At 44.6% G+C, this 16688-nt stretch carries 17 protein-coding genes; 14 read left to right on the forward strand and 3 right to left on the reverse strand.

The genetic code is table 11. The features are described from left to right. Positions 1–49 precede the first annotated feature (49 nt). From R50345_RS11910 to R50345_RS11920, 3 genes are all read left to right on the forward strand, one after another. Entirely contained in the window at positions 50–262 is a 213-nt protein-coding gene (locus tag R50345_RS11910; protein WP_042126777.1) for a hypothetical protein, read from the forward strand. Positions 263–370: 108 nt separating this feature from the next. Beyond that, a complete protein-coding gene (locus R50345_RS11915) occupies positions 371–814 on the forward strand; it encodes a GNAT family N-acetyltransferase (RefSeq protein WP_042126779.1) in 444 nt (147 codons plus the stop codon). Between the two features lie 85 nt (positions 815–899). After that, positions 900–1139, forward strand: a complete 240-nt coding sequence (locus R50345_RS11920) for a DUF3892 domain-containing protein (RefSeq protein ID WP_036686113.1) — start codon at positions 900–902, stop codon at positions 1137–1139. Between the two features lie 64 nt (positions 1140–1203). Here the strand turns inward: R50345_RS11920 and R50345_RS11925 are convergent, their stop codons facing one another. Beyond that, complete coding sequence (locus R50345_RS11925; RefSeq protein WP_042126783.1) at positions 1204–1941, reverse strand: MBL fold metallo-hydrolase; 738 nt, start codon at positions 1939–1941, stop codon at positions 1204–1206. Between the two features lie 165 nt (positions 1942–2106). Here R50345_RS11925 and R50345_RS11930 point away from each other — a divergent pair, with 165 nt between their 5' ends. Beyond that, positions 2107–2661 carry a hypothetical protein gene (locus R50345_RS11930; protein ID WP_042126785.1) on the forward strand — a complete coding sequence of 185 codons (555 nt, stop codon included), beginning with the start codon at positions 2107–2109 and terminating at the stop codon, positions 2659–2661. Positions 2662–2741: 80 nt separating this feature from the next. Then, complete coding sequence (locus R50345_RS11935) at positions 2742–3053, forward strand: DUF1292 domain-containing protein (protein ID WP_042126787.1); 312 nt, start codon at positions 2742–2744, stop codon at positions 3051–3053. A 130-nt stretch (positions 3054–3183) separates the two neighbouring features. Here R50345_RS11935 and R50345_RS11940 read toward each other — a convergent pair whose 3' ends face one another. After that, complete coding sequence (locus R50345_RS11940; protein ID WP_042126789.1) at positions 3184–4659, reverse strand: aminotransferase class I/II-fold pyridoxal phosphate-dependent enzyme; 1476 nt, start codon at positions 4657–4659, stop codon at positions 3184–3186. Positions 4660–4755: 96 nt separating this feature from the next. Here R50345_RS11940 and R50345_RS11945 point away from each other — a divergent pair, with 96 nt between their 5' ends. From R50345_RS11945 to R50345_RS11960, 4 genes are all read left to right on the forward strand, one after another. Next, positions 4756–6045 (forward strand): MFS transporter, encoded by a 1290-nt coding sequence (locus tag R50345_RS11945; RefSeq protein ID WP_042126791.1) that lies wholly within the window; start codon positions 4756–4758, stop codon positions 6043–6045. A gap of 341 nt (positions 6046–6386) precedes the next feature. Then, positions 6387–6983 (forward strand): hypothetical protein, encoded by a 597-nt coding sequence (locus tag R50345_RS11950; RefSeq protein WP_042126793.1) that lies wholly within the window; start codon positions 6387–6389, stop codon positions 6981–6983. Between the two features lie 267 nt (positions 6984–7250). Beyond that, positions 7251–8666, forward strand: coding sequence for an NADP-dependent phosphogluconate dehydrogenase (gndA, locus tag R50345_RS11955; RefSeq protein WP_042126795.1), 1416 nt, complete (start codon positions 7251–7253; stop codon positions 8664–8666). A gap of 268 nt (positions 8667–8934) precedes the next feature. Next, positions 8935–9483, forward strand: a complete 549-nt coding sequence (locus R50345_RS11960) for a shikimate kinase (RefSeq protein WP_042126797.1) — start codon at positions 8935–8937, stop codon at positions 9481–9483. 4 nt (positions 9484–9487) lie between these two features. Here the strand turns inward: R50345_RS11960 and R50345_RS11965 are convergent, their stop codons facing one another. Further along, entirely contained in the window at positions 9488–9793 is a 306-nt protein-coding gene (locus R50345_RS11965) for a rhodanese-like domain-containing protein (protein ID WP_042126799.1), read from the reverse strand. Positions 9794–9902: 109 nt separating this feature from the next. Here R50345_RS11965 and aroA point away from each other — a divergent pair, with 109 nt between their 5' ends. From aroA to ptsP, 5 genes are all read left to right on the forward strand, one after another. Next, the gene (gene aroA / locus R50345_RS11970; RefSeq protein ID WP_042126800.1) at positions 9903–11195 is read left to right on the forward strand and encodes a 3-phosphoshikimate 1-carboxyvinyltransferase; all 1293 of its coding nucleotides are present in this window, start codon (positions 9903–9905) and stop codon (positions 11193–11195) included. An 86-nt stretch (positions 11196–11281) separates the two neighbouring features. Next, a complete protein-coding gene (locus tag R50345_RS11975; protein WP_042126802.1) occupies positions 11282–11716 on the forward strand; it encodes a CoA-binding protein in 435 nt (144 codons plus the stop codon). Between the two features lie 152 nt (positions 11717–11868). After that, entirely contained in the window at positions 11869–12537 is a 669-nt protein-coding gene (locus R50345_RS11980) for a PDDEXK family nuclease (RefSeq protein ID WP_042126804.1), read from the forward strand. 467 nt (positions 12538–13004) lie between these two features. After that, a complete protein-coding gene (locus tag R50345_RS11985) occupies positions 13005–14891 on the forward strand; it encodes a glucose PTS transporter subunit IIA (protein WP_042126806.1) in 1887 nt (628 codons plus the stop codon). Continuing rightward, the gene (gene ptsP, locus R50345_RS11990) at positions 14888–16657 is read left to right on the forward strand and encodes a phosphoenolpyruvate--protein phosphotransferase (RefSeq protein WP_042126808.1); all 1770 of its coding nucleotides are present in this window, start codon (positions 14888–14890) and stop codon (positions 16655–16657) included. Before R50345_RS11985 ends, ptsP begins: the two co-directional genes overlap by 4 nt. Positions 16658–16688 lie beyond the last annotated feature (31 nt).

Below are 16688 nucleotides of genomic sequence, written 5' to 3' on the forward strand. Positions count from 1 at the left end.
AAAGCTGTAAAGAGAATAACCGCAGTTGAACGGTGAAAGGAGTATGACCATGCCTAAAATTATGAAATGGGAAGTCGGCGTTTGTCTGTTGTTACTGATGGTTTTGGTAGGTTGCTCCGAGGCCAAGCCAACAAAAGTCATGGAAATCAATGAGATGACGAATCTAGATGGAAAGATTAAAGGTCAGTACCCTCCATTGTCACCAGTGATGCAAGACATATACAATCGTTCGATTCCTGAAGAAGTATATACTGTAGATTAGAGCAGAGATAGAAGACGGTTTCTCATGCTCAGGCTTTTCTTTCTAGTCAAATTTTTATATAATAGACAACTATCGTTGGATACATAGAGAGAGGAGTTTGCGACTAACATGGCGGCAGAAATCTTACGGGTTACTACAGAGGAACAGCTTCGGATGGGGCTGGATATTCGTACTAAAGTATTTGTAGAGGAACAAATGGTACCGGTTGAGGAAGAAATTGATGAATACGATGTTATCGGTCCGAATGCGCACCATATTCTAATTATAGATGAAGGAGTGCCTGTCGCTACAGGAAGATTGATTTACTACAAAGCAGGTACAGCCAAAATGCAGCGTATCGCCGTGCTGAAAGATTATCGAGTTAAAGGATACGGACGTGTTCTGTTGCTGGCTATGGAAGAGCTTGCTCGGGAACTTGGACTGGAAGCTTCGATTCTTGATGCACAATGTCAAGCTGAGAATTTCTACAAGAAGCTAGGATATGAAGTGATTTCTACGGAACCTTTTTATGACGCAGGCATTCTACATGTACGGATGCAGAAAACTCTTTAAAATTAGCGCACATAATTTACCGTTCCATGAAGCAAGCTAGGATGTGCCTTATGATGGCAAATTCTACTGCAAGGGGCGGACTAAAGTGCCAAATAACGAACGCGAAAGTTTCGTAGCCGTACAGAAAAATGGAGATGGAGATCTAACCAGTTTCCAGACCTCCACAGGACGTGTCTTGGCGTATGATCAAGCGCTTCAAGAAGTACAGGCCGGAAATATTGCCGGAGTGAATGCTTTTAAAGGTAAAGACGGGGAGACTTATATTCGCGGCGATGCGGATGGGGATCCAACCAACAATTTGGATAATCTTCCGACATTCTCATAGTTCAAAAGGTAAAGACCGTACTAACGTCCTTGGACGTCAATGTACGGTCTTTTTTATATAATAGTCAAAGTTTATAAATTAGATGCTGCTCTATAAACTCCATCTCTCCTGTAAGTCCGACGAATTGCGGTTGTTCATCACTGTAATGCATGAGCTTGATGATACGTCGAACATCCTCGGGTAAAGACAATAACTCCTCCAGCGTGGTGTGAACAACGCCTGATCCACCAAGCTGACAGTCATGCAGAATCATTCGGATGCCCCGCTCACGCACAAGGTTTATAAGTAGATCCGGTTGAAAAGTCATATCCGCACTGTAGAAAATCTCGTTATTTATTAAAAGAGAATAGCTATCTTTACCGGGAATATGCGGTGTATGTATGATCTCGAGCGAAAGAGAAGGAGCAAGCTTGTACGTAATTCCGGGTTTCATAGTTGTAACCTCGAAGATATCGGTAAGGGAAGCTACTGCATCTTGTTGATATAATCCGCCCTTTAATGTGTTGTTCCATAGAGGCTCAACAAGCGTCTCAGGCAAAAGTAATCTCATCTTTTCCCCGTAGACGTGTTTTAGGGTTAGCGCTAGCTCTTCCAGACCTCCAACATGATCCGCATGAATATGCGTAATTAAAGTAGCATTTACGTCTCGGAAAGATTTTTCAATGGTATGCATGGCAAGCGGAGCTGTAATCCCGCAATCAATCAGTAGGGTATAATTATCCGCTAGTAGCAAGCCATTGTTGTTAAAATAGTTTTTTGCAAAAGCATTGCCGGTTCCTAGCATTTGTAGGCTCAGACTCATAAGAAAGTACCCTCCTGAAATCACTGATAGCTAAATATATCAACTTTGAACAAATCCATAATATCATTTTTCGCAAGATGAATGAAATATTTACCTACAATTAGCGCAACTTGCTGAGACAAAGTAAGTATACATTAACAGTATGAATTATTTGGAGGGTTTCAAATGAATAGATGGAAAAAAATCACTTTATGCGTGTTTGCTTTTTCCTTAATGGGCGGTTCATTATTGTTCGCCGATTCCGTTAACCAGAAAATCAGGGTTTGGAACAACGGGAAGGAAATTGTGGACGGCGGTTATTTAATTGATGGGAAAACGTATATTCCCGCTAGAGAAGCAGGCGGGCTTGTTAGTTGGGATGGTTCTGGGAAAGTCTCGATTCTTAAGCCTAATGTTCATATTGTTCTTTTTAAGGATAATACGGTCTTTGGTAACGTCAACGTTGGCAAGCTCAAGATTAAGATATTAACCCAAGTAGATAGCTTAACAGAAGAAGTTTCAGCTGTGAAAGTAGCCATAACGGATCCATCTGGTAATGTTAAGGATATTCAGTCGCAGGAGCTTGAAGGCTCGAAGAAGGATAATTTCTGGTTTCCAACCTCGGAGTTTACGTATGATTTTAAAGAAACCGGGAAATATCGGGTGGGCTTTTATATGAAATCTTCGAAAAATGCAGATTATGTTCTTGTGTCAGAGAAGGTAATTACGGCACTCAATTGAGTGTTCTAAATTGACCTGAACTAATCTAACGTGGTACGATACCAGATGTAGGATAATACAATTCAAAGTGAGGTATTACAATGAGCGATCACAAACATGAGCATGGTGAAGCATGCGGTTGCGGGCATGATCACGACCATGAGCACGAGGAGTTTGTGCTGACCTTGACGAACGAGCAGGGCGAAGATGTAGAAATGGTGTTTGTAGAAACGTTCGACATAGGCGAGAAATTATACGCTCTGTTGTTAGAGCGCGAGAATCCAGAAGCAGACGGCATTATTCTGCGTATGGAAGAAGAAGACGAAGAAATGGTATTGTACAATATCGAAGATGAAGAAGAATGGAAAGCTGTTGAAGAAGCTTACAACAATCTGCTTGCTCAGCAAGAATAGATTTTAGCGACTAAATTAAGCTGTTCTATTGTGTATATGACAGTTGATGTTTATATACAGAAACCCGATACTTATTATGGTATCGGGTTTTTGTATAAATGAATGAAGTTTTTTAGGAAAATGATGGATCTTAGGATATAGGATCGGCTTCAACAATCACTTTTATGTTAGTGATGCTGCGGTCTTCAGGACCTTTAACCGGAAGGCCGATCTCCACATGGTCAATAATATAATCGATGTTATCCTGTGTGATTACTTCGCCAGGGAGAAGAATAGGAATTCCCGGCGGATATACATATATAAATTCTGCAATAATGTAGCCAGCAGATTCACGGAATGGAACTAACTGCGTATCCGCATAAAAAGCGTCTCTTGGAATCAGAGCAAGCTGCGGAATTTCTGGAACCTGAACCTTAAGCTCGTAAATTTCACCCTTGCTATAATGAATAGCGGACAACACCCGAAGTGCAGCTAATAATTTATCTACTGATTCTTGGGTATCACCTGGGGTAATAAGGCAAAGAATATTATACATGTCGCTTAGTTCTACTTCGATGTTGTACTTCTCGCGCAACCAGTTTTCGGTTTCGTATCCTGTGATCCCTAAATGGCGCACATGAATGTTGAGCTTAGTTGGGTCATGATCAAATGTGGCTTCTGTCCCAAGTATTTCTTTTCCAAAGCTGTACAGGCCTTCGATCGTATTAATCGTTTCGCGTGCATAGTTGGACAATCGAATGGTTCTTTCCGCCATTTCATGACCGTTCAGCGCGAGATTACGTCTTGATGTATCCAAGGACGCTAATAAAATATATGAGGTGGATGTTGTAGTCAGCATGCTCATAATGGTCTGTACCCGTTGCGGGTTAATCAGACCCGTCTTAGCATTTAGATTCAGTACCGAGCTTTGCGTCATGGAGCCGCCAAGTTTATGCACACTTGTGGCAGCTATGTCCGCTCCGGCCTGCATGGCCGATACCGGCAGATCCTCGTGAAAATGAATCAGTACTCCATGTGCCTCGTCCACCAATACGGGTACACCGTAACGGTGAGCCAGGTCGACAATCGAACGCAGGTCGGCGCATACACCGAAGTACGTGGGATTGATTACTAGAACTCCTTTGGCGTCTGGATGACGCCTTAACGCTCGTTCCAGCGAACTGGTCGTTATGCCGTGATCTATCCCGAGATTCTCATCCTGAACAGGCGAGACAAACACAGGCTTGGCTCCGGAGAAGATAATGGCCGACATTACAGATTTATGAATGTTACGCGGCACAATTATTTTATCACCCGGTGAGCAGACAGAGAGGATCATCGTCATGATGGCGTTGCTCGTGCCCTGTACGCTAAAATACGTATAGTCGGCGCCGAAAGCCTTCGCAGCCAGCTTCTGAGCCTCCTGGATTACGCCAGTGGGCTGATGTAGATCATCAAGCGGTGCGATGTTGATTAGATCGATGGATAGAGCGTTATCGCCGATAAACTCACGGAATTCGGCATCGGTTCCTAGCCCCTTCTTATGCCCCGGAATATGAAATTGAACGGGATTGCCGGCGGCATGCTTTTTTAAAGCTGTGAAGAGGGGAGTACGGTGTTGATTCATTTAATGCTGTCACAACCTTTCGCGAATATTAAAATTTAAGGCAAGCATCAGTATAACAAAACAATCTACAGAATACTAGGATTTGGATGTGATAGAATGTCCACGAAAGCCGTGCAACGTACACATATCAGTCTGACATCACCATTTATTATGGAGATGTGGGTAATTATTTTTTTAGTTGAATTTGTGAAAGGGTCGCTTCTTGTCGCTTTGTTACCCGTGTATATGGAGAATATTTTGGGTCTATCTGTGACGGTAGTAGGTTTTGCCTTTGCACTCCAGTATTTGGGTGATAATCTATTCCGCAGTCCTTCTGGCTGGGTTATGGAGCGTATAGGATTTCGCTGGACCATGACAAGTGCCTTATTGTTGATCCTAGTAGCTGTTGGCATGATAATATATGCTAAAACAGCAGTTACGTTATCGATTGCTTGTCTTATTCTTGGGATCGGTACGTCCCCGCTTTGGCCTTGTGTGATGACAGGGATCACCGAATTGGCGGGATCTACTAAAAGCGGCAGCAGCGGGGCAGCTATGGGTGCTGTCGAGATGGCCTCGCTGGCAGGTACGGGAATCGGTCCGATCGTAGTGAATTTTTTGATGGATCATGGAGGACAAAGCTATCGTGTAGCCTTTTTGGTCCTGTTAGGTTGTGCAGCTGTTGTAGTTGTGGTGGCCCTATTTCTACCTAAGAGAATCTCGCCAAGTGGAACTCATGCCGTTGTAAGGGACATGCAGGGGCTCGGTGGAGTCATTGAGCGTAAAAAGATTAGTCCGTTAGAAAGTATAAAAAGAACACTGCATCAGGTTAAGACGACGCTTAAGGTCAGTCGATGGTTATATCCTGCTTTATTTCTTCAGGCTTTTGCCATTGGCTTGATGACCCCTGTAGTTACTTTGTTTGCTCGCACAGAGCTTCATGTTAGTCCAAATCAGTTTAGTCTTCTTCTGATTGCAGGTGGGGGGATTACGGTGCTTGCTCTGATTCCAGCTGGTAAGCTGGTGGACCGAATTGGAACAACTGTGTTTCTGAATATCGGCTTTTTGCTCGCGGCCTTTTCCCTTGCTCTGTTCTCACAGGTCCGCTGGCTACCGCTTGCCTTTATCGCGGTGGCTTTGGTCGGTATAAGCTACGCGCTTATTCTCCCGGCTTGGAATGCCTTTCTAGCCAAGCAAGTCCCTAAGGGGGAACGAGGGACTGTATGGGGGCTATTCTTGACGCTGCAAGGCTCTGGGATGGTGGCAGGTCCGGTACTATCAGGGAGACTATGGGACCATGTAGGTCATGGGGTCCCGTTCCTAGTAAGTGCAATTGTAATGCTGATGCTCTTCGGGCTGCATTTGCTCATTGTGCACAGAACGAAGCTGAAATTTAAACCTAGTTGATCTGAAATGTGAAAAGCCGCTGACACCTGAGAATTAGGTTGTCAGCGGCTTTTTTAGAAATTAAAAGACATTCGGTATAGCGTTAAACGATATTTTGTGAATGATAATGCCCCAAAAGGACCGAAAGGAATAAAAAATTCCGATTAGCGTTTGGAGAATGTCTGTTGGGGGTAAAAATAGTCAATAAACCAAGTTACCGCTACATAAACTGAAGTATAAAATAAGACTAAGACGAACGCAAAAAGTAATGCTTACTTGAAGAGGTCCGGCAGCCATAAATACTCTGAAATGGAACGAATGGTGTTGACTTTGCAGATGTGAAGCAGTTAGGGGGGAGTGCCGTGAACAAAAACGACGAGGTGGAGTATTGTAACCTGGAGCTGCGTTTCGACAGACAGCATATCCAGGACCTGATCAAGGATTTGATTCAAAAAGGTTATTCCCTATATTGGAGCGAGAACGATCAGGTCTTTGTAATTTCAGTCCGTACCGGCCGTAAATTGGTGAAATTACGTTTTCAAAGGATCAAAGACGGTTATAAACTCGTGGGTGACTATATGATTCGTGATGCTCGCTTGTCTGAATGGATGGAGAAATTAATTGGGGACATGCGGGGCCATGCCATTGTAAAACGTTTCCGAGACCGTCAGATTATTATTGAAAATATTTTGTTCGGCGAAGTGATACGTCTTGTCGAAATCTCGGGTTATCAGCAGCGGGTCTTATACCAGAAGGGTCCTATGCTCACCGATGAGGAGCTGACCAAGCTCTATTATTCTGTTGAAGGGGAAGAGCGGATTCGCCAGCGTAGAATTGAAGTGGATGAGCAGCTGGATCGATTAAATGATGCACTTAAGGCAGAGGATACGGTTCGCGCGGACAAATGCCGAGCTCAGCTTACTTTTTTGACGAAGGAATTGTATACGTTAGAATGGTAAACAAAGTGTCGGGCAAATGTTGCTTAGGGGCACCCCGAACTTCGGGGTGTCTTAGATTTGTGTGAGAACTTGCAGACAGGGGTTCACTTCTGGCGCTAAAAACGTTAAAATAGTCATTGTGATCATTTTCAGGTTGGCAATGGTTTTGTCAATGAATTTGATCTCTCTTCGCAGGGCAGGCTTTGCTGTCTCTGATAAAGGGTGGTATTCTTATACTGCGAGAAATGGATTTCCCAAAAATATAGGGTGCAAAGGGTGGAGGACCAGATGGCAAAACAACAAATCGGCGTTATTGGCTTGGCGGTAATGGGCAAGAATTTGGCTCTAAATATCGAAAGCAAGGGTTTTTCCGTATCCGTGTTTAACCGCTCACCGGAGAAGACACATGATCTTCTTACTGAGGCGGAAGGTAAAAACCTCGTAGGCACATTTTCCGTTGAGGAATTTGTAGCTTCGCTGGAAACACCGCGCAAAATTCTGATCATGGTTCAAGCTGGTAAAGCTACTGATGCTACCATCGAGCAACTGTTGCCGCATCTTGATCAAGGCGACATTATTATCGACGGAGGAAATGCTTATTTCCCTGATACGGTTCGCCGCAGTAAATATCTGGAAGAAAAAGGCTTCCGCTTTGTCGGAACTGGGGTTTCTGGCGGTGAAGAAGGAGCTCTTAAAGGTCCTTCCATTATGCCTGGCGGTCAAGAAAGCGCGTATAAGCTAGTAGAACCAATCCTAACTGCAATCTCAGCTAAAGTTAACGGTGAGCCTTGCTGTACATATATCGGACCAGACGGTGCGGGACACTATGTTAAAATGGTGCACAACGGTATCGAATATGGTGATATGCAATTGATCTGTGAAGCTTATCAGCTGCTCAAAGACGTACTAGGTCTGGATGCAAAAGAACTTCACAACATTTTCAAAGAGTGGAATAGCGGTGAGCTCGACAGCTACCTGATCGAGATTACTACAGATATTTTTGCTCAGTATGACGAAGAAACTGGTAAACCAATGGTTGACGTGATCCTTGATTCCGCTGGCCAAAAGGGAACTGGTAAATGGACAAGCCAAAGCTCACTGGATCTTGGCGTACCTTTGTCCATGATCACTGAATCCGTATTCTCACGCTTCTTGTCTGCAATGAAGGATGAGCGCGTAGAAGCAAGCAAAGTGCTTAACGGACCAGAAACTACGCCATTTGATGGCGACAAAGCTGAATTCATCGAGAACGTGCGTAAAGCATTGTTCGCAAGTAAAATCGTATCCTATGCTCAAGGTTTCGCTCAACTGCGCGTAGCTTCCGACGAATACGGTTGGGATCTGAAATATGGCGAGTTGGCTAAAATTTGGCGTGGAGGCTGCATTATCCGTTCCCGTTTCCTACAAAACATCACAGATGCTTACGAGAACAATGCAGATCTTAAGAACCTATTGCTTGATCCTTTCTTCAAGGATGTTATGGACAATTACCAATCCGCATGGCGTAAAGTTATCGCTTCAGCTGTAACGATGGGTGTTCCAGTACCTGGTTTCTCCAGCGCATTGGCTTACTATGATAGCTATCGTACAGAAAGACTGCCTGCGAACCTGCTACAGGCTCAACGTGATTACTTCGGCGCTCACACGTTCAAACGTGTAGACAAAGAAGGCGTATTCCACCACAACTGGATGTCAGCAGAATAATCTAGTTTGTTACGGTTATAAGCAAAAACGTTCTCGGCGTCCTAAAGGGCGGTAAGCGTTTATGCGAGAAGTATAAGGATAATGTATAACGTGAAACTTATACTTTCTTATATTTTCAAAAAAAGTGGCCCGAATTGCTTCACCAGAAATGGGAGGCTTTCGGGCCTTTTTTATTGAAAATTTGATGTGTATTTACTATGTGAAGCAGATTGTCTAATGTTTTGACCCTGTGTTATGATATGACAAATATCGCGGTTGGAGGATAGACATGACTGGGGATACAGAAGAATATAAAAAGTTGAACGAAGAGCAAAGAAATAAGAACATTATTTTAGTAGGGATGATGGCAACAGGGAAGTCAACAGTAGGTGCTATTTTAGCTAGGGAACTAGGCTATGAGCTGGTTGATTTAGATCATGTCATTACTGAAACTGAAGGCAGAAGCATTGCGGAAATCTTCGCAGAAGATGGCGAGGAATACTTTCGAAGCGTGGAAACAGCGGTTCTAAAACGTATGCTAGAGTCCGAGAATAAATTAATATCCACAGGTGGGGGCGCAGTATTGGCGCCGGGGAATACAGCGTTAATGCTGAGTAAAGGGCATGTGGTTGCGCTGACGGCAACAGAAGAAGAGATTATTGCCCGCGTTAGTGGAGATCAGAATCGTCCGCTGCTCGCCGGCAATGCAGAAGAACGGGTTAGACGGATTATGGAAGACCGCCATGATGCTTACCTGTTCGCGCATTACACGGTCGATACAACGGGACTGACTGCGGCAGAAGTGTCGCAACATATTTTAATGCATTACCGCGGTTGAGCTTTTAAGAGAGTGTTTCATTCCATTCAATCATACCGCCGCTTAAATTTGTAGCGTTAATGCCAAACTGTTGTAGATATTCGCATACACGCTGGCTTCGTGCACCGGAACGGCAAATAAAGATTACTTTAGCATCGCTTGGAATATCCTCTGTGCGATGTGGAATTTCTCCCATGGGGATATGCTGTGCACCGGGAATCATCCCGAAGGCAACCTCTTCGTCTTCACGAACGTCGATGAGTACAAGGTCTTCCCCTGTCTCTAGACACTGCCGCAATTCTTGCGGTGTGATTTGTGGAACATTATGCATGGTTGTGACCTCTTTTCATCAGAAGAATGGTTTAATGATAACACAAGCATGGATTACCCTGTCAAACAAGCACTACATACAACTATATCTACTAAGGAGAGTTTATATTATGGACGTTATTGTTAGGCCAACGCCATCTTTGCAGGGGGAATTCGGAGCCCTCTCTTCCAAAAACTATACCACTCGTTATTTACTGGTTGCCGCATTGTCAGAAGGTGTAAGTACGATTTATCATCCGGCACATAGTGAAGACAGCGATGCTATCCGTCGTTGTATTGCAGATTTGGGAGCTGTACTCACAGAAGATGATGAGAAAATTGTGATTCAAGGCTTTGGACGCAAACCGAAGGATGTTAAGGAACTTAATGTGGGGAATGCTGGAGCAGTATTACGTTTTCTAATGGCTGTGGCTGCGCTAAGCCCTGAGGTTACATTTGTAAATACGTATCCTGACTCATTGGGCAAACGTCCGCATGACGATCTGATCGTGTCTCTAGAACAGCTTGGTGTGAAGGTAGAGCATAACGAAGGAAAACTGCCGATCACGATCTGTGGAGGTAAACCTGTTGGGGGTAAAATTACAGTTTCCGGTGCAGTCAGCTCCCAATTCCTAAGCGCTCTTCTGTTCCTGACACCATTGCTTGAAGAAGATAGTGAAATTATTGTCCTTGATGATTTGAAATCGAAGGTTGTCGTAGGTCAGACGTTAGAAGTATTGGAGCAGGCGGGAATTGTAGTTCATGCGGCGGATGATTACATGTCCTTTAAAGTGCCGGGTCGTCAAGCCTATGCGGCTAAGACTTATACAGTTCAAGGTGACTATCCTGGCTCCGCGGCTATTCTTGCGGCAGCTGCTGTTACAAAGTCGGATGTTAAGGTTCATCGACTTGTGGAACAGAGTAAACAGGGAGAAAGAGCCATTGTTGATGTACTGCGTATGATGGAAGTACCTCTTACTCATAATGAGGGGACGGTACACGTACAAGGGAACGGTGTTCTGAAAGCCGTTGAATTCGACGGTGATGCTGCAACCGATGCAGTGCTGGCTATGGTAGCTGCTGCTGTATTTGCTGAAGGTACTTCGCGATTCTATAACGTTGAGAATCTGCGATATAAGGAATGTGATCGTATAACTGATTACTTGGCAGAGTTGACTCGTGCCGGAGCCAATGTTGAGGAACGCCGCGATGAAATTATTGTTCACGGCATGCCAGAAGGTGTCGAAGGTGGTGTGACCATCAACGCACATTACGACCACCGTGTAATTATGGCTTTGTCAGTAGTAGGTTTACGTGCTCGTAAACCGCTCTTGATCAAAGATGCTCACCATGTTGCTAAGTCGTATCCGCAATACTTTGATCACCTGCGTGCGCTTGGTGCGAATGTAGAGTGGGTACAATAGAAGTAAGGGGGCTAGTGTAACTAGCTTCAGTCTTCAGTTAAGTAAATCAGGATCATAAAGTGTAACTATGGAAAGGGGCACTATGTATGAGCTTTGAGAATCCAAGCCGGGAGCAGATCGGAGATATCCTTGCTTCTGCCGGTAATATTGCAGTTGTTGGCCTGTCTGACAAAACAGACCGTACCTCCTATATGGTTGCGGGTGCTATGCAAAGTCGGGGATATCGGATTATCCCTGTAAACCCTTTGGTTGACGGTGAAATACTGGGAGAGAAGTGCTATCATACGTTAGCAGAAATTCCAGAGCCGGTGGACATTGTCAATGTGTTCCGTCGTAGTGAACACTGTGCTAAGGTCGCACAGGAAGCCGCTGACATCGGCGCACGTGTGCTCTGGCTCCAGCAGGGGATTATCAGCCAGGAAGCCGCTGAAATCGCCGCTGAGCACGGTATGACGGCGATTATGGACCGCTGCATCAAGGTCGAGGAAGCGATCACGATGCATGGTCGTAGTCGGGCGTAAGTTCGGTCAGAGAGTGTAGTCGAAGTCTGTACAATTTTTAATGCAAATCACTATTTGAACTTGTTATACTGAAGTCAGACGAAGAACGTCCTTTATCCGCATGATTTGCGGTGAAGGGCGTTTTTTTTATTTTTATAGGGGAGGATACCATAATGGAATTTGAAGAAGCACATGGTATGTTCATTAACAAGCACTTGACTGAAAGATCAGGAGAAAGAAGGGGGAGGCTTGTTAGAGGGCATAATTATGCTGAGAAGCTGTTCTTGCAGAATGTATGGTGGCCATTGTTTGAGAGTCTCGATGATTTGCATCCAGAATACGAAGTGTACGACTGGAACCGTAAATCTCAGTTTCTGGACTTCGCTTTTCTTCCGCAGAGCGGCAGCAGCCTAGGAATTGAGTGCGACGGGTTTCAAAGCCATGTGAAGGACATGGACCGCGAGAGATTCAACTATGCAGTGAATCGGGACACTTTTTTGACCGGAATGGGGTGGAAAATGATTCATTTTTCTGTTGATGATCTTCAGCACCGCCCCGAGGTGTGCCGGATGCTATTGCAATTAGTGTTGGCACCTCATTTGGCGCGTAAATCTGCTAGTGTGGATATTTTATCCGAGGAGAAGGAGGTTCTGCGTTTGGCTTGGCGACTGGGGAGGGCGATTCGTCCGAAGGATGTGACCATGCATTTCAGTATTAACTTTCGTACGGCGCGCAGATTGCTACACTCGTTGAGTGAGAAAGGGCTGCTAAAGCCAATGATAGGTAAAAGAGGGGTTAGACATTATGAGTTGCGACCAATGCACCCTGAACAAAAATGGTGATGAGTGAGTGATTTTAGCGTTAGATTGCACTTTGTACAATAGAATCTACGTTTTAGTTTAAAAAAGTTACCTTGATTGCACTTTGTATAATCAAAAAGAGCAGTAGATTCTTAATAAAGTGATTTAAGGAATTTCTATTGTACAAAGTGCAATCAAAACCATTTTTCATCAAAATTAAGTTCATTCTGTTGCACATAATACATTAGAATACGAGAACCTCCTAGGGGTCTTTAATCCGAAGTTATAAAAGTCCCCAGAGATTCTCCAAAAAGTCTCTAAATAGCATCTTGAGAAATGAAAGGTCGATATCTTATACTAGATTCTTCAGCTCATACGACTTGAATTCTTGATGCGGTAAATAGGTTAGAGAAATCAGCCTAATACACCGGAATTTTTTCTTCAGTTTATTTTGACAAAAACACCCGCAGCGCGTACCATTCAATATAGAAAGAAAGGAGAGGGTAGCCTTGAATTGGCTCGGATCATTGCAGCAATTGGGCAGAGCCATAATGCTTCCTACCATGGTACTGCCGGCGGCAGCCATTTTGCTTAGTTTGGGCAGCTTACCTTGGTCTGCATGGGGACTTTCTTCGGTATCCGAAGTGGCTACATACGCTGGGCAGGGAATCTTTTATTTTATGCCTTATTTGTTTGCTGTGGGTGTAGCATGGGGATTATCCAATCAAGCTGGAACGGCGGGTCTTGCAGCGTTGGCTGGGATGTTCACTTACGACCGGATTGTTACCCATATGGGAGACGGGCTTGTACAACCTGCAACACTTATCGGAATTTTGCTGGGTATAGTCGCCGGTATCGCTCAAAACCGGTTTAAAAATATCAAGCTTCCAGAGGCGATCCAGTTTTTTGGAGGGTCGCGTTTTGTTTTGCTGTTCATGGGATTGTTTTCGGCTGGCTTTGCATGGGTGATGTTAGGGATATCTCCACTGCTGCAAAGAGGGCTGGATGATCTTTTTCAAGGAATATTGCAGACGGGCGGATTTGGCGTTTTTATTTATGGGGTACTATATAGAGTACTAACAGCCTTCGGTCTTCACCATATTCTTAATAATGTGTTTTGGTTTCAGTTTGGAAACTTCACAACTCCTGATGGTAGCACTGTCGTTCAGGGGGATTTGCCACGTTTTTTTGCAGGCGATCCTACAGCGGGCATTTTTATGGCAGGTTTGTTTCCGATAATGATGTTCGCACTGCCAGCCATTGCTTTTGCAATTATTCAGGAAGCGCGCGAGGATTTGAAGCCTAAGATTAAAAAGACTTTCATGCGAGCCGCTTTGGTTTGTTTTCTAACTGGGGTTTCGGAGCAGATCGAATTCGCGTTTTTGTTTGCTTCTCCGTATTTATTCGCGGTACATACTGTAATGTCCGGTCTCGCTATGGTGCTGACCTACATGCTTGGAATTCACCACGGGTTCTCTTATTCAGCAGGAGCCATTGACTTCTTTTTAAATTTGCATCTGTCGCAGAGGGCTTGGCTTTTGATTCCGATCGGCATTGGTTATGGGATTGTATATTATAATTTGTTCCGCTGGGCGATTCGCCGTTTTCAGATTCCGACACCAGGACGTGAAGAAGGTTCGGAACTCGGGGATTGGGCAGGTAACATCCCTTATCAGGCACCGCTAATCTTAGAGGCGCTAGGTGGTAAGGAGAATATTGTACAAGTGCAGTCCTGTATCACTCGTTTGCGGCTTACCGTCCACAATGATCGATTTATTGATACCGGGGCGCTTAAAGGTCTTGGTTCTGCTGGGATTATCAAGCTCGGTGGCGGCAATGTTCAGGTAGTATTTGGTACGTATTCAGAGCTGATCCGCGAGGAGATCAACAAGCTGATGCTTCGAGATTTGCCGCAGGTGCTGTTCAGTTCTCCGATGCAGGGTAGAATGATGCCCATTGAGGAAGTGCCGGATCACATCTTTGCAGCGAAGCTGGTGGGTGATGGAGTTGCATTTTTACCCGAAAAAGGGGAGCTTACTTCGCCTGTATTCGGGAAGGTTATGCACGTCTACCCTACAATGCATGCCGTTGGTATTGCTACGCCGGAAGGGCTGGAGGTACTTATGCATATAGGGATTGATACTTCGCAGCTTAAAGGGCCATTTGAGGCGGTTGTAAAAGAGGGTGACAGCGTGGAGCCAGGTCAATTGCTGGTTAAATTCGACCTCGCTTATTTGCGTGAGCATGCGGCTTCACTGGCTACACCAATGGTGATTACGAATCCTGATCGAGTAAAATCATGGAGCTATGCTCCATTTAAAAATGTTAAAAAGGGGCAATCTTCAGTAATGTCCGTAGTCTTACATGAAAGTAACGTTGGAGGGATAGAAGGATGATACAAGGCATAGGCGCAGCAGCAGGTGTAGCTATCGGGAAGGCCTTTGTCTTACCGAACTGGGAGTGGAGCTTACCAGACACACAAGTGAACCCAGTGGATCTAGCTAAGGAGTTTGAGCGTTTATACGAAGGTATCCGTACCTCTAAGGACGAAATTGAATTCATCAAAAAGGAATTCAGAGAAGTGGTCGGTCCAGAGGAATCCAGCATTTTTGATGCTCATCTGGCGATATTGGATGATCCGGTGTTCATGAGTGAAATCCGGGGGATTATTGAACGCCAATATAAGGCGGCGGAAGTAGCTGTTAAGGAAGCGATTGATCATTTTGTAGCGATGTTTGATTTGCTAGATGATGAATACATGAAGGAACGGGCGGTCGACATCAAGGATGTCGGAAATCGTCTGTTAAAGCATCTTTTAGGTGCTCCTGAGGTTACGTTGCCATCCGATACACAGCCGTATATTCTCGTAGCGAAGGAGTTGTCTCCTTCCCAGTTAGCTCACTTGAACCCAACTTATGTTCTAGGTATTGTTACTATGATGGGCGGTAAAACCTCGCATTCCTCCATTATGGCTCGTGCGCTGGGCATTCCGCTCGTAGCAGGTTTGGAGAATAATTTGTCTAACCCTATTCAGACCGGTGATATGCTCGTGATAGACGGCGACACCGGATCTGTGCAAATTCATCCTGATGAGGTAACAATCAATGAATATGTTTCTCTTCGGAATAAGCAGCATAAAAAGAAAGAACAATTGGAATTGCTTGCTACTGTCGATGCCGTCACAAAAGATGGTGTTAACCTGCGGTTAGCCGGTAATATCAGCTCTGTTAAAGAACTGAATTTAGCGCTCAAGTATGGGGCTGAAGGTGTAGGTCTATTCCGCACAGAGTTTCTTTATATGGATCGCAGTTCTTTCCCGACTGAGGATGAACAATTCGAAGTGTATAAACAGGTGGTCGAGAAGGTAGGCAGCAATATGGTTGTGATCCGTTCGCTGGATATAGGCGGGGACAAGCATCTGGATTACTTCCAGCTACCAGAAGAACAGAATCCGTTCCTTGGCTATCGTGCTATTCGAATCAGCTTGAATCGACAAGATATGTTCAAAACTCAACTAACCGCCATTTTGCGGGCGAGTGCATATGGGAATGTAAAGCTAATGTTCCCAATGATATCTTCTGTAGAAGAAGTACAGGCAGCAAAAGCTGTATTGGAAGAAGTGAAGGCTGAACTGGAGCTGCGGGGCATCCCGTTTAATCGGAATATTCCAGTCGGTATTATGATTGAAGTTCCAGCTGCGGTTATGATTGCGGATTTACTGGCTGAGGAAGTTGATTTTTTCAGTATCGGTACGAACGATTTGGTGCAATATGTATTAGCTGTAGACCGTATGAATGAACAAATTGCGCATATGTATCATCCATATCATCCAGCGGTTCTGCGCATGATTCGTATGACTGTAGAAGCAGCACGTAATGCAAAAATAGATATTAGCGTATGTGGTGAAATGGCGGCAGATGAGCGTTCTTTGCCACTTTGGCTAGAGTTAGGGATTAGTGACCTTAGCATGTCGCCACAGGCGCTGCTCAAGGTTAAACACCGTACCCTGAATACACTGGCTATAGATGCTACAAGGGTTGCAAAAGCTTGCTTCCATCATCGTACAAGCTCGGAGACGGAGGAAATCCTAAGTGCTTACGCTAAGAAAAGCGGTATATCGCTTGGAACGAGCGTGGAAACAAAGGAGAAAGCTTCTTCATAGTTATCAAGCGTAACATCATCAAGTCCACATC

The sequence above is a fragment of the Paenibacillus sp. FSL R5-0345 genome (genome assembly GCF_000758585.1).
Lineage (GTDB): Bacteria > Bacillota > Bacilli > Paenibacillales > Paenibacillaceae > Paenibacillus_AQ.